Here is a 23,047-nt window from a genome sequence, read left to right on the forward strand (position 1 = left end):
ACACCGCCGCCGGGCTTGGTGGCCTCCGGGCCACCGCGCGGGGGCCCATCCTTGCGAAGCTGTAGCGGTGATCGCGATCGTCTGCCCCGGACAGGGCTCCCAGAAACCCGGCTTCCTCACCGAATGGCTCGCCCTCGACGGCGTCCGCGCCCACCTCGAGGAGCTGGGCGAGGCCGCAGGACTCGACCTCGTGCACTACGGCACCGAGGCCGACGAGGACACCATCAAGGACACCGCGGTGGCCCAGCCCCTCATCGTGGCCGCCGGCCTCGTCGCGGGCCGGCTTCTCGGCGACCGGATCGGCCCCGGCCGGGACGACCTGGTCTTCGCGGGGCACTCGGTGGGTGAGATCACCGCCTCCGCCCTGGCCGGCGCCCTCACCGAGGCCGACGCCATGGCCTTCGTGCGCACCCGGGCCAACGCCATGGCCCGGGCGGCCGCCGCCGTCCCCACCGGCATGAGCGCCGTGCTCGGCGGCAAGGAGGACGAGGTCCTCGCCGCCATCGAGGCCGCGGGCCTGACGCCCGCCAACGCCAACGGGGGCGGGCAGACCGTGGCCGCCGGCACCCTCGAGCAGCTGGCCGCCCTCGCCGCGGCCCCGCCGGCCCGCGCCCGGGTGATCCCCCTCAAGGTGGCCGGCGCCTTCCACACCGAGCACATGGCCCCGGCCCTGGAGCCCCTGCACGAGCTGGTCCCCCGGCTCTCGCCCGCCGACCCCGTGCACCCGCTGCTCTCCAACGCCGACGGCGAGCCCGTGAGCGGCGGCGCCGCGAACCTCGAGTCGCTCGTGGCCCAGGTCTGCCGGCCCGTGCGCTGGGACCTGTGCACGCGGACCCTCCTGGAGCGCGGCGTCGAGCAGCTCGTCGAGCTCCCGCCGGCGGGCACCCTCGTCGGCCTGGCCAAGCGGGGCATGAAGGGCGTCCCGGCCCTGGCCGTGAACTCCGCGGCGGAGCTGGAGCAGGCCAGGAGTATTCTTGACTGACGTCCGCGCGCGCACCTCGTGCGCCGCCCGTCCCGAGGCCGGAGCAGCCGTTCCGCCCCGCCCAGCCGGCCCGTCCGTCCCGCCCGGCCGCACGAAGGAGCAACGACCCCTGTGGTGACCCTGAAGCAGCAACAGACCAACGCGCACTCCCGGATCCTCGGCCTGGGCGTCTACCGCCCGGACGTGATCGTGACCAACGACGACGTCTGCCAGTGGATCGAGTCCTCGGACGAGTGGATCCAGCAGCGCACCGGCATCAGGACCCGGCACCGCGCCGCCGAGGACGTGAGCGTCCTCGACATGTCCGAGCACGCCGCCCGCGAGGCGCTGGCCGCCGCCGGCATCGAGGCCTCGCAGCTCGGGGCGGTCATCGTCTCCACGATCTCCTTCCCCTACCTCACCCCGTCCGCCGCCGCGGCCCTGGCGGACCGCCTGGGCGCCACCCCGGCACCGGCCTTCGACATCTCGGCGGCCTGCGCCGGCTACTGCTACGGCGTCGCCCAGGCCGACGCGCTCGTCCGCTCGGGCGCGGCCGACTACGTGCTGGTCATCGGCGTGGAGAAGCTCTCCGACGTCATCGACAACAGCGAGCGCTCCATCTCCTTCCTGCTCGGCGACGGCGCGGGCGCCGTGGTCATCGGGCCCTCCGACACCCCCGGCATCGGCCCGTCCGTGTGGGGCTCCGACGGCTCCAAGTGGGACGCCATCCGGATGACCCACCCGCTCACCGACATCCGGGCGGTGGAGCAGGGGCGCGAGCGGGCCCAGTCCCCCGACCTCCTCGACCCGGAGACCGGCGCGGTGCGCGAGGACGCCACCCTCTGGCCGACCCTGCGCCAGGACGGGCAGACGGTCTTCCGCTGGGCCTCGTGGGAGGTCGCCAAGCGCGCACAGGAGGCCATGGACGTGGCCGGCGTGCGGCCCGAGGATCTGAGCGCCTTCATCCCCCACCAGGCGAACATGCGGATCATCGACCAGATGGCCAAGACGCTCAAGCTCCCCGAGTCCGTGGTCATCGCCCGGGACATCGCCGACTCCGGCAACACGTCCGCCGCGTCCGTGCCCCTCGCCACCCACCGCCTGCTCGCCGAGCACCCGGAACTGTCCGGGAAGCTGGCGCTGCAGATCGGCTTCGGCGCCGGCCTCGTCTACGGGGCGCAGGTCGTCGTCCTCCCCTGACCGCCGCCGGCACGCGGACCGGCCCCCGGGGTCCTGCCCACGTGTCGGTGCCGCCGCGGGGCCCTGCGAGTCGTCGTAGGGTTGAACCGCACACCCGATGTCCCCCGGTCCGGGCCCACGGCCCGACCGGGACAGATGCACCCGGCACCTGCCCGGGGCGCACGTCACCACCGGCTGCTCCGGCAGCCGCAGAGAAAGGAAGCCACCATGGCGAGCAAAGAGGAAATCCTGACCGGCCTGGCCGAGATCGTCAACGAGGAGACCGGCCTCGAGACCGAGGCCGTCCAGCTGGACAAGTCCTTCACCGAGGACCTCGACATCGACTCCATCTCGATGATGACCATCGTGGTCAACGCCGAGGAGAAGTTCGACGTGACCATCCCCGACGAAGAGGTCAAGAACCTCAAGACCGTCGAGGACGCCGTCAACTTCATCGACAACGCCCAGGCCTGATCCGGCCGGTCGGTGCGGGGCGCGGCGGACCGTAGGATCCGCCGCGCCGCACCGACCCGCGACCGGGCGGGCCGCCCGCCGCATCACCCCAGGACACGAGGAAGTGCAGTCATGACCCGCAAAGTAGTCGTCACCGGTCTCGGTGCCACCACCCCGATCGGTGGCACCGTCCCCGAGCTGTGGCGCAGCGCCACCACGGGCGTCTCCGGTGTCAGAGCCATCGAGCACGACTGGGTGGACACCTACGATCTGGGCGTGCGGATCGCCGCGCCCGTCTCGACCCCCGCCAGCGAGGTGCTCTCCCGGGTCGAGGCCAAGCGTCTGGACCCCTCCGGGCAGCTGTCCGTCATCGCCGCCCGCGAGGCGTGGGCCGACGCCGGCTTCTCCGGCAACAACGCAGAGACCTCCGAGGAGGTCGACCCGGACCGCTTCGCCGTTGCCTTCGGCACCGGCATCGGCGGGGTCTGGACCCTGCTGGACGCCTACGACACCCTCCAGAAGCGCGGCGCCCGGCGCGTCATGCCCCTCACCGTCCCCATGCTGATGCCCAACGGCAACGCGGCGGCCGTCGGCATGGACCTCAAGGCCCGGGCCGCGTCCATCACGCCCGTCTCCGCGTGCGCCTCCGGCACGGAGGCCTTCTACCAGGGCATGAACCTCATCCGCTCCGGCAAGGCGGACCTCGTGGTGGTGGGCGGCGCCGAGTCCGCGATCCACCCCGTGACCATCGCGGCGTTCGCCTCCATGCAGGCGCTGTCGAAGCGCAACGACGAGCCGGAGCGCGCCTCCCGCCCCTACGACACGGCCCGCGACGGGTTCGTGATGGGCGAGGGCGCCGGTGCCGTGGTCCTCGAGTCGGAGGAGCACGCCCGCGCCCGCGGCGCACGGATCTACGCCGAGCTCGCCGGCGCCGGCCTCACCTCGGACGCCTACCACATCACCGCGCCCGACGAGGAGGGCCGCGGGGCGGCCCGCGCCCTCGCGGAGGCCATGGAGACCGGTGAGTTCGGTCCGGCCGACGTCAAGCACGTCAACGCCCACGCGACCTCCACGCCCAAGGGCGACGCCCCCGAGGCCGGCGCCCTGCGCCGGGCGTTCGGCTCGGCGGTGGACGACATGTGCGTCTCGGCGACCAAGTCGATGACGGGCCACATCCTGGGCGGCTCGGGCGCCGTCGAGGCCGTGCTCACCGTGCTCGCCGTCCACCACCGCACCGCGCCCTGCACCATCAACCTGGAGAACCAGGACCCGGAGATCGACCTCGACGTCGTCACCGACGCCCGCGACCTTCCCTCCGGGGACTTCGTGGCCGTGTCCAACTCCTTCGGCTTCGGCGGCCACAACGCGGTCGCCGCGTTCCGCACCGTCTGAGCGCACGCCCGCCGCGTCCGCGCCGTCGGGCGCAGCTCGTCCGGGCGCAGACCGTTCGGACGCACGGAAGAGGGCCGTCCCGCTGGTCGCGGGACGGCCCTCCGGCGCGCTGCGGGCCCCGTGCCCCCGGAGGCGGGGCGGGGCCGCGGGGGCTCAGCCGACGCGGTGCAGCCAGCGCACCGGGGCGCCCTCCGCGGCGTGCCGGAAGGGCTCGAGCTCCTCGTCCCAGGCCTCCCCCAGGGCGAGGGAGAGCTCGTTGATGACGAGCAGCGGGTTGCCGGCCGCCGTCTCGTAGGCGTAGCGGATCCGGTCCTCGGAGACCACGATGTTGCCGGCGGCGTCCGTGGTCGCGTGGAAGATCCCGAGGTCGGGGGTGAAGGACCAGCGGGCGCCGTCGTGGCCGCGGCACGGGTTCTCGGTGACCTCGAACCGGAGGCGGCCCATCGTGCGCAGCGCCGAGGCGAGGAGGGCGCCGGTCCCCGCGGGTCCGGACCACTCCAGCTCGGCGCGCACGGAACCGGGCTCGGCGTTCTGCTGGGTCCACTCGAGCTCCGTGCGCTGGCGCGCGACCGACTCCAGCGCCCACTGGATGTGCGGGCACAGCGCTCGCGGAGCCGAGTGCACGTAGAGCACTCCGCGCGTGGTGGGTGCAGACATGACCTGTTCCTCCGTCGTGTAGGTACGTCTTCCCCAACGCCCTGCACGGAAGCGGTCCCACCCGTCGGGCCGCGGCGAGCGTGCCGCGACCGGACGATGCTGTTGTCCGGGCTCGCGTCCCGCCGCGGGGATTCGAGGCCCGCGCGGCGTCCGGTCGCCCGGGTGCCGCACCCGTCGTTCCGGCCGGCTCCGAGCGTGTTGCCGTGTCCGGGACGTCGAGTACAATATGCCACTCATTCAACTGCAAACATTCCACGGGCGTCAACCCGGGACGCCGTGTTGCTCCGCGATCCTCCGCCCCTGGCGCACATCAGGCCCGGGGGTGGGCCTGTCGGTAGACGGTTCCCAGGCGGTCCACGGAGACGTGCGTGTAGATCTGGGTGGTCGCCACGGAGGCGTGCCCCAGCAGCTCCTGCACCGTGCGCAGGTCGGCGCCGCCGTCCACGAGGTGCGTGGCCGCCGAGTGGCGCAGGGCGTGCGGACCCCGGGCGGCGGTGTCGGGGACGGTGCCGAGCTCCCGCTCCACGACGCGCCGGACCTGTCGGGCGTCGATCCGGCCGCCCCGGGACCCGAGGAACAGCGCCGGCCCGCTGCCCGCCGCGGCCAGCACGGGCCGGCGGGCCAGCCAGAGCTGCAGCGCGTCGTCGGCGGGGCGGCCGAAGGGCACCGTGCGCTGCTTGTCGCCCTTGCCGATCACCGTGAGGACGCGGCGGGAGCGGTCGACGTCGTCGACGTCGGCACCCGTGAGCTCGCCCACCCGCGCACCGGTGGCGTAGAGCAGCTCGAGGAGGGCGCGGTCCCGGGCGACGAGCGCGCCCTCCACCCCCGCGGTCCCGGGCTCGGTGGAGCGGGCCGCGAGATCGTCCAGCAGCTCGCGCATCCCGTCGGCGGGCACGACGTCCGGGAGGTGGCGCCGGCGGCGCGGGGCGACGAGCCGCAGACTGGGGTCGGCGCCCACCAGGCCGGTGCCGGCGGCCCAGCCGAAGAAACCGCGGACCGACGCCGTCCAGCGGGCCATGGACGAGCGGCCCGCCCCCTCGGCGTGCCGGGCGGCCAGCCAGGCCCGGAGCATCTCCAGGTCCACGGCGGCCGGCGCGGCGACCCCGTACCGGGCGTGCAGCCAGGTGAAGAGGGCGCGGAGGTCGCCCGTGTAGGCGTCCACGGTGCGGGGGCTGCGCGCCAGCTCGTGCACCAGGTGGTCCGTGTACCGCTCCAGGGCCCGGACCACGGCCGTGGGCAGCGGGGCGGCGTCGGAGGTCATGCGGCGATTCTAGCGGCGGCGCCACCCCTCCCCCGCCCCCTCCGCCAGGCCGCGCTCCTCGAGCCGGCGCAGCCCGCCCAGCACCTCGCGGACGGACAGGCCGGCGACGCGGGACAGGTGGTCCGGGCGGCTGCGCACCCTCAGGGGCAGCGCGTCGAGGAGCACGCGGTCCCGGTCCGAGAGCCCGTCGACGACGGAGACCGGGGCGGGGCGGTCGGGCGCCGGCGCCGTCCCGAGGGGCTGGACGAGCTCGAGCACCTCGTCGACGTCCGTGACCAGGACGGCGGTGCCCTCCCGCACCAGCCGGTGGCAGCCGGCGGAGGTGCCGGCGTGGACGCTGCCGGGCACCGCGCCCACCGGGCGGCTGAGCCCGTCCGCGTGGTGGGCCGTGTTCTGCGCCCCGGACCGCCACCGGGCCTCGACCACCACCGTGCCGGCGGAGAGGGCGGCGATGATCCGGTTGCGCTGGAGGAAGCGGTAGCGGCTGGGCGTGCACCCGGGGGCGGCCTCGGCCAGCAGCAGCCCGGCGGCCTCGACCCGGTGGAGCAGCTCGTGGTTGCCCGGAGGATAGAGGCGGTCGATCCCGCACGCCATGACCGACACCGTGGGCGGGTGCGCGGTGCCGGTGGCCAGCGCGGCCGAGTGGGCGGCCTGGTCGATGCCGTGGGCACCGCCGGAGACCACCGTCCAGCCGCGGGCGGCCAGGGCGCCGGCGATGTCCAGGGCGACCTGCCGGCCGTAGGTCGAGCAGTCCCGGGAGCCGACGACGGCGACGGAGCGGGCGGCGGGGAACCCGAGGAGCCGCCGGTCGCCGCGGCCCCACAGGCCCACCGGCTGGAACAGGCCCAGGTCGGCCAGCGCCGCGGGCCAGTCGGGGTCCTCGGGGATCGCGAACCACGCTCCCGCCCGGGCGGCGATCCCCAGGTCGGCGGAGGGGTCGAGGTCCGCCGCCCGGGGCGCCCAGCGGGCCAGGGCGCGCCGGAGGTCGACCTGCCGGGGACCGTACCCGGCCTCGGCGGCCGCCCGCACGAACACCGGGTGCTCCCCGGCGCCGATGGGGCGCGTCCCCGTGGCGATCTCGAGCGCGGCGACCGGTCCGAGCGCCGCCAGCAGCAGCATGGCGGTGGCGTCGGTCGGCTCCACGAGCCGGGACAGCCCGGCGCGGGCCAGCAGCAGCGGGTCGTGGCCGGAGCGTGTGCCGGGCGGGGCGGAGTGCATGGCGGGGCCTTCCTGTCGCGGACGGGTCGGACTGGACGGAATGGGTCGGACCGGACCAACCGGGCCGGACGGGGCGGACCGGGCGGGACGGGGCGGGACGGGCGGGACGGGGCGGATGCGGCGGCGCTCAGGCCGGGACGAGGGAGCGGAAGTACAGCGCGGTGTCGACGTCGTCGAGCACCGGGACGCCCCGGCCCTCCAGGTCGGCCAGCGTCCAGGCGACCCGGAGCACCCGCTGGTGCCCTCGGGCGGTCAGCGAGCCTCGGTCCATGGCCCGCTCCAGCGGGGCGGTGACCGGGCGCGGGGGACGCAGGGCGCCGTGCAGGAGGCTGCCCCCGAGCTCGGCGTTCGTGCGCAGCCCGAGGCCGCGCAGACGCTCCGCCTGGGCCGCCCGCGCCCGGGCAACGCGCACGGCGACCTCCGCCGTGCTCTCCCCCTGTCCCGCCCCGGCGGCGAGCTCGCCGTAGGAGACCTTCGGCACCGCGATCTGCAGGTCCACCCGGTCCAGCAGCGGACCGCTCAGCTTGCCGAAGTAGCTGCGGCGCATCCGTGGGGTGCACGTGCAGTCGGCGCCCCGGCCCCCGGCCTGCCCGCACGGGCAGGGGTTCGCCGCGAGGACCAGCTGGAAGCGGGCCGGATAGACCGCCGAGGCCGTGGACCGGTCGATCACGACCCGGCCGTTCTCGAGGGGCTGGCGAAGCGCGTCGACGACCCCGCGGTCGAACTCGGGGGCCTCGTCGAGGAACAGGACGCCGCGGTGCGCCCGGGAGGCGGCACCGGGACGCGGGATCCCGGACCCGCCCCCGAACAGGGCGGCCGCCGAGGCGGTGTGGTGCGGCGCCTCGAACGGAGGGCGCCGGATCAGGGCGGTGCACCGCCCGGCGGCCCCGTTGAGCGAGTGGACGGCCGTCACCTCCATCGCGGCGTCGTCCTCGAGGTCCGGCAGCAGGCCCGGGAGCCGCTCGGCGAGCATCGTCTTGCCGGATCCGGGCGGGCCCACCATGAGCAGGTGGTGCCCGCCGGCGGCGGCGATCTCCAGGGCGAGGCGCCCGTCGGCCTGCCCGGCGACGTCGGCGAGATCCGGTGCGGCGCGGGCTGCGGGGTGGGTCGCCGCGCCCCCCGTCCCGGGCAGGCCCGGCGCTGCCCCGCCCGGGACGGACCCGGCAGGTGCCGGCCGGCACAGACCGGCGGGATCGGCCCCGGCGCCGGCGAGCACGTCGGCGAGGCAGCGGAAGCCCTCCACCCGTGCGCCGGGGACCAGCCCCGCCTCCGCCGCGTTGGCCGCCGGGACGACGATCCGCTCGTGCCCGGCGCGCACGGCGGCCATGACCGCCGGCAGGATGCCGCGCACCGGCCGCAGCGCCCCGTCCAGGCCCAGTTCGGCCAGGAAGACGGTCCGTCCGGTTGCGGGCACGTCACCGGCGGCCTGCAGGGCGCTCATCACGATGGCGAGGTCGAAGAGGGATCCCCGCTTGGGCAGCGTCGCGGGGGTCAGGTTGACCGTGAGCTTGCGCGGGCTCAGGGGCATCCCGCTGTTGCGCGCCGCCGCCCGCAGCCGTTCCCTCGCCTCGTTGAGCGCGGCGTCCGGCAGCCCCACGATGGAGAAGGCGGGCAGGGTCTGCCCGATGTCCGCCTCGACCTCCACCATCGACCCGTCGAGCCCGACCAGGGCCACCGCCCAGGTGCGTGCGAAGCCCATCAGCGCACCCCGGTGGCGGGCGCGACGGGGTCCCGGGGGCGGCGCCCGGGGACGGGGAACGGAAGGGGACGACGACGGTGCATGGGAACCTCCTCGTTCCCAGACTGCGCCGTGCCGGCGGATCGCGGCGGTGCCGCCCGCCCGACGGTGGAGAAGTCCGCCGGCTCAGGCCAGTTCGGCCCCGCCGGGGAGCGAGGGTGACGGCCCGGGCGTCGCGGCCGGTGATGGAGCGCCCGTGGAGGCCGTGGGTGTGGGCGTCGCCGTGGGGGACGGAGCCGGCGACGGGGTGGTGGTCGAGGCCGACGGCGCGGGCGTCGGCGTGGGTTCCGGGCGCGGGGGCCAGTTCCAGCGCCTGGAGGTGCTCGGCGAGGGCGAGGCCGACGCGCCGGCGGTGGGCCCCGGGGTGGGGACCTCGCCCCTGTCGGGGTTCTCGGCGGGAGGCATCGTCTCCTCCGGCGGTGGGGTGACCGGGGGAACGGGCGGCGGCGTGGGCTCCGGCGTCGGTTCCACGGGAGGGACGACGGGAGGGATCACCGGATCCACCGGCTGCTGGGGGTTCGCCGGTTCCACCGGCGGCTGCGGCGCCGCCGGCTCGGGCTCGGGGGCCGGTGCGGGTTCGGCCGGCACCGGCGCGGCAGGCACGCGAGGCGGCTGCGCGGCGGGACGGGCGGGTTCGGGTGCCGCCGGTGCCGGCGCCGGTTCCGCCTCGATCCGCTCCCGGGGCGCCGGCTTCGGCACCCCGGCCCGGTACTGGCGCTGCTCGGGCCCGTGCCCGACCGGGGCGGGGTCCTGTGACCGGTCGTTGGGGTACGGGGACAGCTCGATGTCGTCGAAGGTCTTCGGCAGCCTCTCGAAGTCGCCGACCATGAGCTCCCGGCCCGTGGCGCCGACCGGGACAGCACCGGTGTACTGGGCGATCAGCTCGTGCGTGCGGGCGTCGAGCCGGGCGCCCTCCTGCGGGTCGAGGGGGGAGCCGTCGGCGCCCCAGAAGCCGCCCTCCCCGGACCGGTTGGGGTCCCAGTCGGAGAGGACCTCGGCGACCGGCTCGAACGGGAACTGCCCGCCCTCGTGGCTGATCACCTTGAGGTCGTCGATCTGGACGGTGCGGGTGCCCTCGGTGTTGTCGATGTGCAGCTCCACGTAGACCACCGGCTCCACGTTCAGGTCCCGCCGCAGCTGCTCGACGTCGTCGTCGGGGGCCGGCACGGTGGGCAGGTCGAAGGTGATGACCGCGCCCTCGTCGGTGGTGAGGGCGTACGGGCCCGGGCTGAGACCGCTGGGCGCGGTGGTCACGGTGCCCGGCTGCGCGATCGCGTCGGGCTCCGGGGCCTTCAGCACGCCGCACCCGGTGGCGGTCAGCGCGACAGCCGCCGCGAGAGCCGCAGCGCGTCGTGGAGCGGCGAGCGGTCCCGCAGCGACCACAGCACACCTCCGTCGTTACTCCCGGTCATCGACGGTTCAACATTGGCACGTCGCACGAGGCATGTCACGCGGGCCCGGGCGCGCCGCGTCTCATTGGATCTGACGCAGGACCTCGATCTCCGGTCCTCCGCCGTGTGCGAAAGTAATTGCAACGGCATCGACCCTGACCACCCGGGGGTCGCGGTCGTGGGCCCGCGCCCAGGCGGCCGCCAGGCGGTGCAGACGGACGATCTTCTGCCGCGTAATGGACTCGAACGGATGCCCGTACCGCAGGCTCGAGCGGGTCTTCACCTCGACGACGACCACCCAGCCCTCGTGCTCCGCGACGAGGTCGGCCTCCCCCCGCAGTCCGTCCCGGGAGGGCCGTGCGCGCCAGTTGCGCTCCAGGACGCGGTACCCCCGCGCCTCGAGGTGGGCGGCCGCCAGCAGCTCGCCGCGCGCGCCCAGTCCCTCGGACACGGGACACCTCCCTGCTCGGCGGCGCCGTCCCGGCGGCGGCCGGTCGGGTGCCCTCATCGTGCGCCCCGCCGGTCCCCCGCCGAGGGGCCCCAGGGGCCGTGTGCAGGGCGGATCAGGGGGCCGCGGGCCCCTCCGGCACGGGCCCGGCGGCGCCCGGCACCGCGAAGGGGTCCGCGTGGGCGAGCTCCTCCACGTTGACGTCCTTGAAGCTCATGACGTGCACGTGCTTCACGAAGCGGGCGGAGCGGTAGACGTCCCACACCCACGCGTCCTTGAGCTCCACGTCGAAGTACAGCCCGTTCTTCGTCTCGACCGGCTCGACCCGGACCGAGTTGGCCAGGTAGAAGCGGCGGTCCGTCTCCACCACGAACTGGAAGAGCCCGGCGACGTCCCGGTACTCGCGGTACAGCTGCAGCTCGAGGTCCGTCTCGAAGTTCTCGAGTTCTTCGGCGCTCATGTCGTCCCGTCTCCGATCGTGCTCGGCGCGGCCGCGGGCGGCGCCTGCGTGAGCCGCCAGCTGAGCCGGTGGTGCGGCGTGGTCCCGTGCTCCTCGAGGGCGCGGCGGTGCCGGACGGCGCCGTAGCCCTTGTTGCTGTCCCAACCGTACTGCGGCCAGCCCGCGGAGAGCTCGCCCATGACCCGGTCCCGCTCGACCTTCGCGAGCACGCTGGCGGCGGCGACGGACGCGCACGTCAGGTCGGCCTTGACGCGGGTCACGACCTGTCCTTCCCACCCGTGCACCGGGAGGCCGTCCGCCGCGGGCGGGGGGTCGCCGAAGAGCGTCCCGGCGCCGGGCTCCGAGAGCCAGTCGTGCGCGCCGTCGAGGAGCACGACGTCGGGCGGCGTCCCCCGCCGCGCCGCGGCCGCGATCGCCCGGTGTCCGGCCAGGCGCAGCGCGGCCGTCAGCCCGAGTCCGTCGATCTCCTGCGGCGAGGCGTGGCCGACGCCGGCGGCCGCGCACCAGGCGAGGATGCGGGGGACGAGCGCTTCGCGCCGTGCAGGGGTGAGCAGCTTGCTGTCCCGCAGCCCGGGGACCCCGCGCCCGGTCCCGGGTCGCAGGACGACCAGCCCGGCGGTGACGGGTCCGGCGAGGGCCCCGCGGCCCACCTCGTCCATCCCGCCGACGAGGCGCCCGTCCGGCTCCTGCAGGGACCGCTCGACGACGAGCCCCGGGGCCCCGCCCCGGGGCGGCGCCGCGCGCCGGCCCGGCCGGGGCTCAGGAGCCACCGGCGGACCGGTCGGCGACGTCCGCGAAGACCTCGTCCGGGTTCTGCAGCAGCTGGAACCGGTCCAGCGGCCAGGCGATGACGAACGCGGTCCCGACGACGTCGTCGTGGCTGATGAACGCGCCGTTGTCCGCGATCTCGGCCAGGTGCACCCGGGCGTCGGCGGACGCGTCCCGGTGGTCGCCCAGCACGAAGTAGTGGTTCTCGGGGACCTCGACCTCGAACTCGAGCTCCGAGGGCGCGGACCCGGGGTGGAGGTACGCGTCCTGCTCCTCGAGGGCCTCCCCGTTGACGGTGACCTGCCCCGAGGCGTCGCAGCACGCCACGGTGTCGCCCCCGACCCCGATGACGCGCTTGATGAGGTGCTGGTCGGTGCGATCGGGCAGCACGCCGACGAAGGCCAGGGCGTCGTAGACGGCGTCGGTCGGCCCGCCCCCGCTGTCGGGCTGGGCCGGCAGCCAGCCCTTGGCGTCCTCGAAGACCACGATGTCCCCGCGCTCGAGCGGGCCGAAGGTGGGCTCGAGCACGTTGACGAAGATGCGGTCGTTGAGCTGGAGGGTGTTCTCCATCGAGCCGGAGGGGATGTAGAACCCCCGCACCAGCAGGGTCTTCACGACGAACGCGATGAGCACGGCCCAGACCAGCACGAGGAGGATCTCCCGCGCCGAGCCCCAGAAGGTGTCGGGGCGCTTCTTGCGGGAGCGCCGGTCGGAGGAGCGCCGGCCCGCGCGGCGCGACGACGCCTGGTCCTGCCCGTCCTCGGCGCCGTCGAGGGGTGCGGTGGCGCGCTCCGCGTCGGCGGTGGGCGCCGCCGGGACGGGAACGGCGGCGTCACCGGGGACGCCGTGGTTCTCCTGGGGCACGCCGTCGCCGGCGGGCTGGGTCCTGTCGGCCACTGCTCTCGTCCTTCCTGGGCGGACGCCTGTGGGCGTCCGGATCCGGATCCGTGCGGATCGCGTCAGAGCTGCCCGGCCCGGTCCCGGGGCCACAGAACAGCAATGGGTTCTCCGATGACCTTATCCGCTCGGACCAGTCCGCCACCGGGCGCGCCGAGCAGGCTGCGCGAGTCCACCGACACCGACCGGTGGTCGCCCATCAGCCAGAGCCTGCCCTCCGGGACCACCGCGGTGAACTCGACCTCGCTGGGCCGGTCCCCGTCGAGGACGTAGTCCTCGACGATCTCCTCGCCGTCGACCTCGAGGCGGCCGGAGGGACCGCAGCAGGCGACGGTGTCCCCGGGGGTGCCGATGACCCGCTTGAGGTACACGCTGTCCGAGCCGGTGAGCCCGCTCCACCGGCCGAGGGTCTGCAGGACCTGCACGGGCCACGGGTCGTCGCTGTGCAGCGGGGCGAAGCTGCCCCGCCCGTCGAAGACCACGAGGTCGCCCCGTTCGAGAGCTTCCTCGTCGACGAGCTTGCCCACGAGCACCCGGTCCCCCGGTTCGACCGTGGGCTGCATCGAGTCCGACCCGATCCAGTAGACGTCCAGCACGAAGGCGCGCAGCAGACCCGTGACCAGCACGGCCGCCAGGAGGGCGAGGACGACGGAACGCCAGCCCCGAGCACGGGGCTGGCGTTCTCGCCGAACGGCGTGGGACCCGGTGGCGCGGGGGTCCCGTGCGCGGGTTCCGGTGGACACCGAAGCGCGCGCTGTCCTACTTGCCGGACTTGCCGGACTTGACGGCCTTGCCGGACTTCGAGGACTTGGCCGTGGTGTTGTCGCGCTTCTCGCGGATGCGGGCGGCCTTGCCGTGGCGGTCGCGCATGTAGTAGAGCTTCGCGCGGCGGACGTCACCGCGGGTGACGACCTCGATCTTCTCGATGACCGGGGAGTGCACCGGGAAGGTGCGCTCCACGCCCACGCCGAAGGAGACCTTGCGGACGGTGAAGGTCTCGTGCACGCCGGCGCCCTGGCGGCCGAGGACGAAGCCCTTGAAGACCTGGACGCGGGAGCGGCTGCCCTCGACGATGTTGACGTGCACGTTGAGGGTGTCGCCCGGCCGGAAGTCGGGGACGTCGCTGCGCAGCGACTTGGCGTCGAGCTGGTCGAGAATGTTCATGGTGACTCTCCTGGTGAACGCCGCAGGTCGCTCACGTGGGTCGGCACGGATCCGTGGTGGCGGGGCGGTGCCCGGTCCGGGTGCGGGATCCGCAAGACGTGGTGACGGGAACCCTGTTCGGGGTCCCGGGTGTCCGGCTGTTGGTCGCTCATCCCCCTGCGGCAGGGGCGTGCCCAGCAGACACACAGCTGAACATTATGCCACAGGTTCCCCGGAGGCGCCGTCCCCGGCGCGCACCACGTGTCCGCCCGAGACGACCCACCCGGCCTCGGCCAGGACGGCGCGGTCCGCGCGGTCCAGGCCGGCGGGGTCGAGGGACGCGACGAGGTCGGGGCGGCGGGCGGCGGTGCGCTGCAGCTGGCGGTCCCGCCGCCAGCGGGCGATCCGGCCGTGGTGGCCGGAGAGCAGGACCTCGGGGACCGGCCGGTCCCGCCACAGCGCGGGCTTGGTGTAGACGGGGTACTCGAGCAGGCCGTCGGCGTGGGACTCCTCCACGAGGGACTCGGGGTTGCCGAGCACGCCGGGCACGAGGCGCCCGATGGCCTCGACCATGGCGAGCACGGCGACCTCCCCGCCGTTGAGGACGTAGTCGCCGAGGCTCATGGGGCGGACCTCGAAGTGCTCGCGGGACCAGTCGACCACGCGCTCGTCGATGCCCTCGTAGCGCCCGCACGCGAAGACGAGGTGCTCCCGCAGGGCCAGCTCGCGGGCGGTGGCCTGAGTGAAGACCTCACCGGCCGGGGAGGGCACGACCAGCACCGGCCGCTCCCCCGCCGGCGCGGGTCCGCCGCCGAGGACGGCGCCGAGCGCCGCGGCCCACGGCTCCGGCTTCATCACCATGCCGGCCCCGCCGCCGTAGGGGGTGTCGTCCACGGTGCGGTGCCGGTCGGTCGTGAACTCGCGCAGGTCCGTCACGGTCAGCTCGAGGAGGCCCTGCTGCCGGGCCTTGCCGATCAGGGAGAGGTCCAGGGCGGAGAGGTACTCGGGGAAGATGCTGACGACGTCGATGCGCATCAGCGCCCGCCCTCCGTCGCCTCGTCCGCGGGGTCCCCGGTGCCGGGGTTCACGGCGTCGCCGTTCCCGTCGTCGTCGTTCCCCTCGTCGGGCTTCCCGTCGTCGAGGCCGAGCTCGAGCAGCCCCGGCGGAGGGGTCACCACGACGAAGCCCCCCTCGGGGTCGACGACCGGGACGATCTCCTCGACGAAGGGGAGCACGGCCTCGCGCCGCCCCTCGTCGAGCTCGATCTCCAGCAGGTCCTGGACGGGCAGGGTGCGCAGCCCGGTGACCACGCCGATCCGCGGGCCCGACCCGTCCTCGGGGCCGGTGCGCACCTCGAGGTCGACCAGCTCGTGCTCGTACCACTCGTCGGACTCGGGGTCCTCCTCCAGCGCCTCGGCGTAGAGGTGGGCTCCGCGCAGGGTCTCGGCCCCGTTGCGGTCGGGGACCTCCTCGAGGGCCACCACGAGCACGGCCTTGTTCCAGCGCGCCCCGCGCACGGTGACCACGCCCTCGGGGGCGAGGGGGACGGACGGCTCGAGCAGCAGCCGGGCGCCGGGGGCGAAGCGCTCCTCCGGGGCGTCGGTGAACAGCTGCACGGTGACCTCCCCCCGGATGCCGTGGGGCTTGCCGACGCGGGCGACCTGGACCTTCATGGATCTCCTGGGGGTCGGCGGCCGGGTGGCCGCGGGGAGGGGTGCGGTGGCGGGGAAAAGCCGACGGTCCCCGCATCCGGTGCGGATGCGGGGACCGTGCGGGCGGCGGGACCGGACGCCGGGGCGCCCGGTGCGCGCCTCAGCGGGTGCGGTCGGTGTCGACGACGTCGATCCGGACCGGGCCGTCCTCGGCGAGTGCGCCCACGACGGTGCGCAGCGCCTTGGCCGTGCGGCCCTGGCGGCCGATGACCCGCCCGAGGTCGTCCGGGTGCACCCGGACCTCGAGGGTCTCCGACCGGCGCCCGCTCTTGACACGGACGTCGACGTCATCGGGGCTGTCCACGATCCCGCGGACCAGGTGCTCCAACGCGTCGGCGAGCATGACTACTCGGCCTTCTCGGCGTCAGCCGCGGGGGCGTCGTCGGACTCGGCACCGGGGGCGGCCGGCTCGGCCTTCTCGCCCTTGGGGGTGATCGCCTCGGGGACGATCACGGAGCCCTTGTCGGGGGCGACGAACTCGGCCTTGGGCTCGCGCGTCCGGAGGGTGCCCTCGGCGCCCTCCTCGCCCTTGAACCGCTGCCAGTCGCCGGTCACCTTCAGGATGGCGGCGACGGCCTCGGACGGCTGGGCGCCGACGCCGAGCCAGTACTGGGCCCGGTCCGAGACGACCTCGATGTAGGAGGGGTGCTCGGTCGGGTGGTACTTGCCGATCTCCTCGATGACGCGGCCGTCGCGCTTCTTGCGGGAGTCGACGACGACGACGCGGTAACGGGGATCGCGCATCTTGCCCATGCGCTTGAGACGGATCTTAACAGCCACTGGTGTGGACTCTCCTGGTTCTTGGATGAGGTGAACGCCCTGGTCTCGCTCCCGTGGGGCGGGCCGGTCACAGGGGTTCTGTGGACACGAGAAACGTGCGGCGAGAGGGACCGCACGCATCGAGTACCCGTCCAGTATGCCAGACGCCGTCAAGTCCGGCGTCCGGCGGCGCGCTGCCCGCTCACTGCTCGAGGCGTGCGGCCTCCCGCCACGTGAGGGAGCGTCCGCCCTGGAACACGGCGCGCTGGTAGATCCGCTCCCCGAGGCGCAGCAGCACCCAGGCCGCGGCGAGGGCCAGCGCGAGGGACAGCACGGGCTGCCACCAGGCGACGCCGCCGTCCAGCATCCGGATGGGCATCGCCACCGAGGAGACGACCGGGACGAAGGACGCGGCCGTGAGCCACGCGCCCTCGGCGTAGAGGCCCACGAAGAGGGCTCCGACGAGCACCGTCATGATCGGCCCGGTGCTCGTCTGGAGGTCCTCGGAGCGGGAGGCCAGGGAGCCGAGGACCGCCCAGACGGAGGCCTGCGCGGCGAAGCCCGCCACGAAGAAGGCCACGAACCAGCCGGACGCGGCGAGGATCCAGCCGACGTCCGCGGCGGCGCCCGTGACGTTGACGCCGACGAGGCCGACCGCGGCGTAGAGCCCGATCTGGCCGAACGCGAGCAGGGAGTTGCCGAGCACCTTACCGTAGAGCAGCTGCCGGACGGGGACGGCGGTGGCCAGGATCTCCACGACCCGGTTCTGCTTCTCCTCGAGCACGGAGTTGGCGATGGCCATGCCGAAGAGGATGGCGGCCAGGTAGAACAGGAACGCGAAGACGAAGCCCACCACGAGCCGTGCGGGGCCGCGGTCCTGTCCGCCGGACAGCAGCTCGGTGCGCACCTCGGCACCCGCGGTCAGCTCCTCGGCGGTCGTCCCGGCGGCCCGGGCGCCGGCCGCCAGCATCTCCGCGGCCACCGCGTCCTCGAGGACCCGCGCGAGGGCGGGGTCGACGTCGTCCTGGCCGACCACCGTCCACCCGTCGAGGTCCCGCAGCAGGGCGGCGTCGGCGGTCCCGTCGGCCACCGCCTCGCGGGCCGCGTCCGGGGAGTGGGCGGAGTGCACGGTGAGGGTGTCCTCGCCGCGCTCGGCCAGCTCCTGCGCGGCCCGCGCCGCGACGGGCGCCGCGTCGGGCGCCGCGGTCGCCAGGACGTGGTCGGCGGCCCGGCCTCCGAACAGGGCGGAGGCGGCGATCGAGGCGGCCACGAGGAGCACCGTGACCACCGTGGAGAGCAGGAAGGACCGGTCCCGCAGCTTGACGGAGATCTCGCGGGACGTGACGATCCACCAGGGACGGGCTGCGGGCGGGCGGGCGCTCATCGGGTGACCTCCCGGTAGACGTCGGACAGGGAGGGCACGATCTCGGCGAACTCCAGGAGCCCGCGGGGCACGGCGGTCTCGAGGACGCGGCGGCGGGCGGCGGCGTCCGCGAGCTCGAGCACCGCGGCGGGTCCGTCGACGTCGACGACGCGCACGCCCGGCAGGTCCCGCACCCAGCCGGCGTCCTGCTCGCAGCGCAGCCGGTGCCGGCGGGGACCGGTGCGGCGCAGGTCCTCGGCCGTGCCGGAGGCCAGGACCCGGCCGCCGGAGAGGACGACCAGGGAGTCGCAGAGCCGGTCGACGAGATCGAGCTGGTGGCTCGAGAAGAGCACGGGCACGCCCTGGGCCGTGTGCTCGCGCAGCAGCTCGACCATGGAGTCCACCGCCACGGGGTCCAGGCCGGAGAACGGCTCGTCCAGCACCAGGGCGGCGGGCCCGTGCAGGAGCGCGGCGGCGACCTGCACCCGCTGCTGGTTGCCGAGGGAGAGGGACTCCAGCCTGTCCTTCCCGCGCTCGGCCAGGCCGAAGCGCTCCAGCAGCCGCCCGGCCTCCGCGAGGGCGTCCCGGCGGTCCATGCCGTGGAGCCGGCCGAGGTAGCCGAGCTGGTCGAGCACCGGCTGCTTGGGGTAGAGCCCCCGCTCCTCGGGCATGTACCCGAAGCGGGCCCGGTCCGCCGCGGTGGCGGGACGTCCGTCCCACAGGACCTCGCCGGCGGAGACGCGCAGCACGCCCATCAGCATCCGCATGGTCGTGGTCTTGCCCGCGCCGTTGGCGCCGACGAAGCCGGTCATCCGGCCGGGCTCGACCCGGAAGGAGACGTCCTCGACCACGGTGCGGCCCCCGAAGGACCGGCTCAGGCCGCGCGCCTCCAGGACGTGCCCCTCGGGGCGGCTCCGGAAGCGGGTCGTGGTCGCGGCGGGGGTGGTGCTGGTGCTCATGGGCCCGGGTCCTCTCGGGGTGCGTCCTCCCGGTGGGTGCCGGGCGGCTCGTGGTCAGCCTACGAACGCGGGGGCCCCGGCGGATCCCCACCCGGGCGGAGTGCGGGTGCCCCGGGGAGCGGGTCGCGGCCGGCTGCCTCCGTCCCGGGGCGGAGCCCGCTCAGTCGACGAGGCCTGCCCGGTGGGCGAAGACGACGGCCTGCACCCGGTCCCGGGAGCCCGTCTTGGCGAGGATGTTGGACACGTGCGTCTTGACGGTGGCGGGCCCGAGGAACAGCCGCTGGGCGATCTCCGCGTTGGACAGCCCGTCCGAGACCAGCAGCAGCACCTCGTGCTCCCGCTCGGTGAGGGACTCGACGACCCGGCGCCGGGCGGGGTCGGACGGCAGGGGGTCGGCCGGCGCGGGAGCGGCCTCGGGGGCGGGTGCCGGGGCGTCCGCGGTCAGGGCCCGGATGACGCGCAGCGTGGCCTCGGGGGCGAGCAGCGCGTGGCCGCCGGCCACGGCGCGCACGGCCTCCACGAGGTCGTCCGGGTCGGCGTTCTTCAGCAGGAACCCGCTGGCCCCGGCGGCGAGCGCGTCGAAGAGGTAGTCCTCGCGGTCGAACGTGGTGACGATCACGACCTTCGCGCACCCGGTCCCGACGATCCGGCGGGTGGCCTCGATGCCGTCCATGACCGGCATCTGCACGTCGAGCAGCGCCACGTCCACGGCCCCGTCGCGGGCGGCGGCGACGGCCTGCGCGCCGTCGGAGGCCTGGGCCACGACCTCGATGTCGTCCTCCACGGACAGGACCATGGCGAAGCCGGAGCGCACGAGGGCGTGGTCGTCGGCGAGCAGGACACGGATCATGCCTCCGATCCTCGCAGAATCCCGTCCGGGGCGCCGGAGGCGGCGCCGGCGGCCGCGTCCGGGGCGTCCTCCCCGGTGCCGCCGGGGGGCAGGGGGCAGCGGGTGCGGACCCGCCAGCCGGGCCGGCCGGAGCGCGGCCCGATCTCCGCCTCGCCGCCGTGCAGGCGGACGCGCTCGCGCAGCCCCTGGAGGCCGAACCCGGTGCCGGCGGTGCCGCGGCGGGGCGAGCCGTCGTCGAGGACCTCGAGCTCGAACCACGGCTGCCCCTCCGGGCCGCGGCCGGTGCGCAGGGTGACGGACGCGGTGCCGGCCGTGGAGTGGCGGATCACGTTGGACAGGGACTCCTGGGCGCACCGGAAGACGGACAGGCCGAGGGCCGGCGGGATCCTGTCCAGGTCACCCGGGACGGCCTCGACGGTGCGGACGTCCACCGCGAGCCCGTTGTCCGCGTGCCGGCGGGCGAGGGCGTCGATGTCGGCGAGGCCGGGGTCCGGCCGGCGCGCGGCGTCGGGGGCGCCTCCGCCCGGGCCCGGGGCGCCCTCCTCGCCCTCGGCGCGGAGCACGCCGAGCAGCTGGCGCATCTCCCCCACGGCGGTCCGGCTGGACGCCTCGATCGTGCGCAGGGCGGTCGTGGCGGCGGCGGGGTCACGGTCCAGGACCTTGCGCGCCGCCCCCGCCTGGATGCCGATGACGGACACGTGGTGGGCGACGACGTCGTGCAGCTCCCTGGCGATGCGCAGCCGTTCGTCGACGACGGCGCGGCGGGCGATCTCGGCGGACTGGTCCCGGATCCGCTGCGCCTGGGCCGCGAGGCGGTGCTGCTGCAGCGCGGCCCGCCAGGACGCGCGCCCGGCCAGCACCGCCCCCCCGAAGTACACGGCGTTCACGATCAGGGTGTACACCGCGTAGGACGGCAGCTGGGGCAGCGGCCCGTCGACCTCGCCCAGACCGGAGAGGAAGTCCGCGTAGGCGTTGGTGATGGTGAAGGCGCCGAGCAGCCACAGCCCCATGGTGCCCACGACCACCGACATGGCGACCCACAGGGCCTGGCGGTCGCGCGACCAGGCGACGGCGGCGTAGAGGGCCGCGAAGTAGGCGCCCTGGAAGGGCAGCGTCATGGCGGCCGTGGGGCTCGCGTACGTCAGCCCCAGGAACAGCGCGGAGGACGCGACCACGACCGGCAGCGGGAAGCGGCGGCGCACGGCGAGGGGCACCACGATGAGCACGGTGCTGAGGTAGAAGCGCCAGGGCTCGTCCCCCTCGGCGAGCCCCGCGTAGCTGTGCAGCAGCACGGAGGCGAGGAGGGTGACGAGCAGGAAGCCCAGGGCGGCCAGGACGTCGTTGCGCCGCTGGGCCGCCGTGGGCGCGGGCCGGGACCAGAACGGGTCTTCGGGGTCGTTCAGCCAGGCGGTGACGCGCACCGCGAGCGGAGCGCGCCGGACGGGGGCCGGGTCCGGTCCCGCGTCCGGGTCGGTGTCCGGGTCGGTGGTGGGTCGGGTGTGCACGCCCCCACGGTAGCCCGCGGCGGCGGCGCGGGACTTCCGCCCCGCGGGGGATCCTGCGGGGGCGCTCTCAGCCGCGGTGCAGGCCGAAGAAGCGGCGCAGGCGTGCTCGCGAGCCGGGGGCTGCGGAGGGCTCGGAGAGCTGGGCGGCGGGCCCGGGGGCCGCGGGCCGCTCCTCGTTCCGCCGGCGGCGCGCGCCGCGCAGGGCGGCGTAGTAGGCGCTCTCCGCGGCGGCGTCCGCGAGCAGCGCCGCGGAGAGGGTGCCGAGCACGCGCGCCCCGGCCCCGCCGCGCCGGGCCGCGCCGGCGAGCCCCACCCCGAGGGCCGTCTCGGTGCCGGCGACGGCCAGCAGCAGCTCCGGGCGGCGGACGAGGGCCCGCTGGTACCGCGCGAACAGCCCGTCGCCGGTGGGCTCGGTGGTCATCCCCCGCAGCAGGGCCGAGCCCACGCCCGTGGGCTCGTAGTGCTCGGCGCCCTCGGTGGCCGTGAGCTCCCGGTGGCCCTCGACGACCTTGGCGGCGAGCACGGGCAGGCCCAGCAGCTGCAGGACGGACTCCAGGACCAGGTCGGTGGACTCCCCCAGCACGTAGTTGCGCAGCCGGTTGGTCTCGGCCGGGTCCAGGTCGAAGACGGAGGCCACGGACTCGATCTGCAGGTCCGAGGTGCCGCCGGAGCACAGCCGGACGAGGTCGCGCTCGAACCGGGCGGCCGGCGTCTGCTCGGCCTCGACGGACACGCCGCCCGCGGGGAGCCAGTCGGGGCCCCACTCGAGGGCGCACACGGCGTCGGCCGCCTCGAGGTCGGTGACGGACGCCGGGTCCTCCCCCGCGAGCAGGACCTCGAAGGAGCGGGTGGCCCCGTCCGAGGACAGCGCCACGGCGGTCTCGGCGAGACCGGTGCGCACGGCCCAGAAGTCGACCTCGGCGTCGAAGACCACCACGGACCAGCCGTGCCGGGACACGGCGGTGAAGCCGGTGCCGGACAGGGCCGCCAGCACGGGCAGCTCGGGGGCGTCCAGGTGCACGAGCAGCACCCGGCGAAGCCCCGGGTGCTCGGGCTGGAGCTGCTGGCCGGTCATCCGCACGAAGGTCTCGGAGAGCTCGTCGAGGGTGCAGCCGGGCTGCACGGAGCCGTCCTCGGCCCCCTGCGCCAGCCGGCCCTCGGCGTCGGCGAGGAACATCAGCTGCGTGGCCCGGGGGCCCTCGGCGTAGGCGCTGATCAGGCGGTGGTGGGCGATGACCTTGCGCATCCCCTCGCAGGTGGGGCGCGGCCCGGGTCCTTCGGACGCGGTGTCCTCCGTCGCGCACAGCACCGTGGCCGGGACCAGGTCCCACGCGGAGGTGGGGGATGCGATGTCGTCGGCGGGGAGTGAGGTCATGGCGTCCATGCTACGCCGTCGCCGGGGCCGGGCCGGGGGTCCGGGGCGTGCGCCCGGTGGCCCCGGGGCGCTCAGCGGGGCCCGTCGACGAGCTCGGCCGTGGTGCCGTCCTCGAGGGCGGCCAGGCCCGCCCGCAGGCGTCGGGCCAATCCGGGCCGCAGGTACCGGTCCAGGTCCTCCGGCGCCGTCCAGCGGTGGCTGAGCAGCTCCTCCTCCTGGATCGTGATGGGCGTGTCGGCGCCGATGACGCCGCCGTCGTAGACGAAGGAGACCGAGTCCCCCCACAGGCCCATCGCCACGCCGTGGTGGACGACGAGCAGCCGGCCCTCGGGCAGGTGCAGGCCGACCTCCTCGACGACCTCGCGGAAGCACCCGGTGCGGGGGTCCTCCCCCGCCTCGACGGTGCCTCCGGGCACGGTCCAGTCGGACTTGTAGTTGGGCTCCACGAGGAGCACGCGGCCCTCGGGGTCCCGGATGAGGGCCTCCGCGGCGAGGCGGCGGGTGGGCAGCGAGTCGACGAACTGCTTCAGCTCGGTCTCGGACAGGTAGGAGCTCACG

General features: G+C 75.2%; 25 protein-coding genes. 4 read left to right on the forward strand and 21 right to left on the reverse strand.

Annotation, left to right across the window (positions count from 1 at the left end):
• The first annotated feature begins 67 nt into the window (after nucleotides 1-67).
• The 4 genes from CK505_RS06045 (at nucleotide 68) to CK505_RS06060 (ending at nucleotide 3,985) form a co-directional block, all read left to right on the forward strand.
• Nucleotides 68-982 (forward strand): ACP S-malonyltransferase, encoded by a 915-nt coding sequence (locus tag CK505_RS06045; protein ID WP_095650538.1) that lies wholly within the window; start codon nucleotides 68-70, stop codon nucleotides 980-982.
• Nucleotides 983-1,093: 111 nt separating this feature from the next.
• Complete coding sequence (locus tag CK505_RS06050; protein WP_095650539.1) at nucleotides 1,094-2,161, forward strand: beta-ketoacyl-ACP synthase III; 1,068 nt, start codon at nucleotides 1,094-1,096, stop codon at nucleotides 2,159-2,161.
• 207 nt (nucleotides 2,162-2,368) lie between these two features.
• Nucleotides 2,369-2,614 carry an acyl carrier protein gene (locus CK505_RS06055; RefSeq protein WP_017833742.1) on the forward strand — a complete coding sequence of 82 codons (246 nt, stop codon included), beginning with the start codon at nucleotides 2,369-2,371 and terminating at the stop codon, nucleotides 2,612-2,614.
• Between the two features lie 111 nt (nucleotides 2,615-2,725).
• The gene (locus tag CK505_RS06060; protein WP_017833743.1) at nucleotides 2,726-3,985 is read left to right on the forward strand and encodes a beta-ketoacyl synthase; all 1,260 of its coding nucleotides are present in this window, start codon (nucleotides 2,726-2,728) and stop codon (nucleotides 3,983-3,985) included.
• Between the two features lie 153 nt (nucleotides 3,986-4,138).
• Here CK505_RS06060 and CK505_RS06065 read toward each other — a convergent pair whose 3' ends face one another.
• The 21 genes from CK505_RS06065 to CK505_RS06165 all read right to left on the reverse strand — a co-directional run bounded on the left by CK505_RS06065 (nucleotide 4,139) and on the right by CK505_RS06165 (nucleotide 23,046).
• Nucleotides 4,139-4,642, reverse strand: coding sequence for a DUF3145 domain-containing protein (locus CK505_RS06065; protein WP_095650540.1), 504 nt, complete (start codon nucleotides 4,640-4,642; stop codon nucleotides 4,139-4,141).
• 310 nt (nucleotides 4,643-4,952) lie between these two features.
• Complete coding sequence (locus tag CK505_RS06070; RefSeq protein WP_017833745.1) at nucleotides 4,953-5,903, reverse strand: tyrosine recombinase XerC; 951 nt, start codon at nucleotides 5,901-5,903, stop codon at nucleotides 4,953-4,955.
• A 9-nt stretch (nucleotides 5,904-5,912) separates the two neighbouring features.
• Nucleotides 5,913-7,121 carry a DNA-processing protein DprA gene (dprA, locus tag CK505_RS06075; RefSeq protein WP_095650541.1) on the reverse strand — a complete coding sequence of 403 codons (1,209 nt, stop codon included), beginning with the start codon at nucleotides 7,119-7,121 and terminating at the stop codon, nucleotides 5,913-5,915.
• A 127-nt stretch (nucleotides 7,122-7,248) separates the two neighbouring features.
• A complete protein-coding gene (locus CK505_RS06080) occupies nucleotides 7,249-8,820 on the reverse strand; it encodes a YifB family Mg chelatase-like AAA ATPase (RefSeq protein WP_095650542.1) in 1,572 nt (523 codons plus the stop codon).
• 165 nt (nucleotides 8,821-8,985) lie between these two features.
• The gene (locus CK505_RS06085) at nucleotides 8,986-10,158 is read right to left on the reverse strand and encodes a hypothetical protein (RefSeq protein ID WP_095650543.1); all 1,173 of its coding nucleotides are present in this window, start codon (nucleotides 10,156-10,158) and stop codon (nucleotides 8,986-8,988) included.
• A 174-nt stretch (nucleotides 10,159-10,332) separates the two neighbouring features.
• Nucleotides 10,333-10,701: a YraN family protein gene (locus tag CK505_RS06090; protein WP_017833749.1), complete on the reverse strand. Its 369-nt coding sequence runs from the start codon at nucleotides 10,699-10,701 to the stop codon at nucleotides 10,333-10,335.
• A gap of 112 nt (nucleotides 10,702-10,813) precedes the next feature.
• Nucleotides 10,814-11,158, reverse strand: a complete 345-nt coding sequence (locus CK505_RS06095; protein ID WP_017833750.1) for a DUF2469 domain-containing protein — start codon at nucleotides 11,156-11,158, stop codon at nucleotides 10,814-10,816.
• Complete coding sequence (locus CK505_RS06100) at nucleotides 11,155-11,928, reverse strand: ribonuclease HII (RefSeq protein WP_095650544.1); 774 nt, start codon at nucleotides 11,926-11,928, stop codon at nucleotides 11,155-11,157. The genes CK505_RS06095 and CK505_RS06100 overlap by 4 nt, the downstream gene beginning before the upstream one ends.
• Complete coding sequence (lepB, locus tag CK505_RS06105; protein ID WP_255250895.1) at nucleotides 11,918-12,823, reverse strand: signal peptidase I; 906 nt, start codon at nucleotides 12,821-12,823, stop codon at nucleotides 11,918-11,920. Before lepB (CK505_RS06105) ends, CK505_RS06100 begins: the two co-directional genes overlap by 11 nt.
• Before the next feature lie 62 nt (nucleotides 12,824-12,885).
• Nucleotides 12,886-13,566 carry a signal peptidase I gene (lepB, locus tag CK505_RS06110; RefSeq protein ID WP_095650545.1) on the reverse strand — a complete coding sequence of 227 codons (681 nt, stop codon included), beginning with the start codon at nucleotides 13,564-13,566 and terminating at the stop codon, nucleotides 12,886-12,888.
• Between the two features lie 16 nt (nucleotides 13,567-13,582).
• Nucleotides 13,583-13,987, reverse strand: a complete 405-nt coding sequence (gene rplS / locus CK505_RS06115) for a 50S ribosomal protein L19 (protein WP_017833754.1) — start codon at nucleotides 13,985-13,987, stop codon at nucleotides 13,583-13,585.
• A gap of 195 nt (nucleotides 13,988-14,182) precedes the next feature.
• A complete protein-coding gene (gene trmD / locus CK505_RS06120) occupies nucleotides 14,183-15,001 on the reverse strand; it encodes a tRNA (guanosine(37)-N1)-methyltransferase TrmD (protein WP_017833755.1) in 819 nt (272 codons plus the stop codon).
• Nucleotides 15,001-15,639 carry a ribosome maturation factor RimM gene (gene rimM / locus CK505_RS06125; protein WP_095650546.1) on the reverse strand — a complete coding sequence of 213 codons (639 nt, stop codon included), beginning with the start codon at nucleotides 15,637-15,639 and terminating at the stop codon, nucleotides 15,001-15,003. Before rimM ends, trmD begins: the two co-directional genes overlap by 1 nt.
• 139 nt (nucleotides 15,640-15,778) lie before the next feature.
• The gene (locus tag CK505_RS06130; RefSeq protein ID WP_017833757.1) at nucleotides 15,779-16,021 is read right to left on the reverse strand and encodes an RNA-binding protein; all 243 of its coding nucleotides are present in this window, start codon (nucleotides 16,019-16,021) and stop codon (nucleotides 15,779-15,781) included.
• Between the two features lie 2 nt (nucleotides 16,022-16,023).
• Complete coding sequence (gene rpsP, locus CK505_RS06135) at nucleotides 16,024-16,458, reverse strand: 30S ribosomal protein S16 (protein WP_031283142.1); 435 nt, start codon at nucleotides 16,456-16,458, stop codon at nucleotides 16,024-16,026.
• 181 nt (nucleotides 16,459-16,639) lie between these two features.
• Nucleotides 16,640-17,821: an ABC transporter permease gene (locus CK505_RS06140; RefSeq protein WP_095650547.1), complete on the reverse strand. Its 1,182-nt coding sequence runs from the start codon at nucleotides 17,819-17,821 to the stop codon at nucleotides 16,640-16,642.
• On the reverse strand, nucleotides 17,818-18,759 hold the full coding sequence (locus tag CK505_RS06145) for an ABC transporter ATP-binding protein (RefSeq protein ID WP_017833760.1): 942 nt from the start codon (nucleotides 18,757-18,759) through the stop codon (nucleotides 17,818-17,820). Before CK505_RS06145 ends, CK505_RS06140 begins: the two co-directional genes overlap by 4 nt.
• A 160-nt stretch (nucleotides 18,760-18,919) precedes the next feature.
• Nucleotides 18,920-19,609 (reverse strand): response regulator transcription factor, encoded by a 690-nt coding sequence (locus tag CK505_RS06150; RefSeq protein ID WP_095650548.1) that lies wholly within the window; start codon nucleotides 19,607-19,609, stop codon nucleotides 18,920-18,922.
• On the reverse strand, nucleotides 19,606-21,114 hold the full coding sequence (locus CK505_RS06155) for a sensor histidine kinase (protein ID WP_095650549.1): 1,509 nt from the start codon (nucleotides 21,112-21,114) through the stop codon (nucleotides 19,606-19,608). Before CK505_RS06155 ends, CK505_RS06150 begins: the two co-directional genes overlap by 4 nt.
• A gap of 67 nt (nucleotides 21,115-21,181) precedes the next feature.
• A complete protein-coding gene (locus CK505_RS06160) occupies nucleotides 21,182-22,489 on the reverse strand; it encodes a hypothetical protein (protein WP_109244288.1) in 1,308 nt (435 codons plus the stop codon).
• Nucleotides 22,490-22,560: 71 nt separating this feature from the next.
• Nucleotides 22,561-23,046 carry an NUDIX hydrolase gene (locus tag CK505_RS06165; RefSeq protein ID WP_017833764.1) on the reverse strand — a complete coding sequence of 162 codons (486 nt, stop codon included), beginning with the start codon at nucleotides 23,044-23,046 and terminating at the stop codon, nucleotides 22,561-22,563.
• Nucleotide 23,047: the final 1 nt, after the last annotated feature.

The organism is Kocuria sp. WN036, assembly GCF_002287015.1.
GTDB lineage: Bacteria > Actinomycetota > Actinomycetes > Actinomycetales > Micrococcaceae > Kocuria > Kocuria rosea.

Bases quoted from the DNA above. Each gene is read 5' to 3' on its own strand.
- CK505_RS06055 (WP_017833742.1), top strand. From the start codon at position 2,369: ATGGCGAGCAAAGAGGAAATCCTGACCGGCCTGGCCGAGATCGTCAAC.
- CK505_RS06060 (WP_017833743.1), top strand. From the start codon at position 2,726: ATGACCCGCAAAGTAGTCGTCACCGGTCTCGGTGCCACCACCCCGATC.
- CK505_RS06065 (WP_095650540.1), bottom strand. From the start codon at position 4,642: ATGTCTGCACCCACCACGCGCGGAGTGCTCTACGTGCACTCGGCTCCG.
- CK505_RS06070 (WP_017833745.1), bottom strand. From the start codon at position 5,903: ATGACCTCCGACGCCGCCCCGCTGCCCACGGCCGTGGTCCGGGCCCTG.
- dprA (WP_095650541.1), bottom strand. From the start codon at position 7,121: ATGCACTCCGCCCCGCCCGGCACACGCTCCGGCCACGACCCGCTGCTG.
- CK505_RS06080 (WP_095650542.1), bottom strand. From the start codon at position 8,820: ATGGGCTTCGCACGCACCTGGGCGGTGGCCCTGGTCGGGCTCGACGGG.
- CK505_RS06095 (WP_017833750.1), bottom strand. From the start codon at position 11,158: ATGAGCGCCGAAGAACTCGAGAACTTCGAGACGGACCTCGAGCTGCAG.
- rplS (WP_017833754.1), bottom strand. From the start codon at position 13,987: ATGAACATTCTCGACCAGCTCGACGCCAAGTCGCTGCGCAGCGACGTC.
- trmD (WP_017833755.1), bottom strand. From the start codon at position 15,001: ATGCGCATCGACGTCGTCAGCATCTTCCCCGAGTACCTCTCCGCCCTG.
- rimM (WP_095650546.1), bottom strand. From the start codon at position 15,639: ATGAAGGTCCAGGTCGCCCGCGTCGGCAAGCCCCACGGCATCCGGGGG.
- CK505_RS06130 (WP_017833757.1), bottom strand. From the start codon at position 16,021: ATGCTCGCCGACGCGTTGGAGCACCTGGTCCGCGGGATCGTGGACAGC.
- CK505_RS06140 (WP_095650547.1), bottom strand. From the start codon at position 17,821: ATGAGCGCCCGCCCGCCCGCAGCCCGTCCCTGGTGGATCGTCACGTCC.
- CK505_RS06145 (WP_017833760.1), bottom strand. From the start codon at position 18,759: ATGAGCACCAGCACCACCCCCGCCGCGACCACGACCCGCTTCCGGAGC.
- CK505_RS06150 (WP_095650548.1), bottom strand. From the start codon at position 19,609: ATGATCCGTGTCCTGCTCGCCGACGACCACGCCCTCGTGCGCTCCGGC.
- CK505_RS06160 (WP_109244288.1), bottom strand. From the start codon at position 22,489: ATGACCTCACTCCCCGCCGACGACATCGCATCCCCCACCTCCGCGTGG.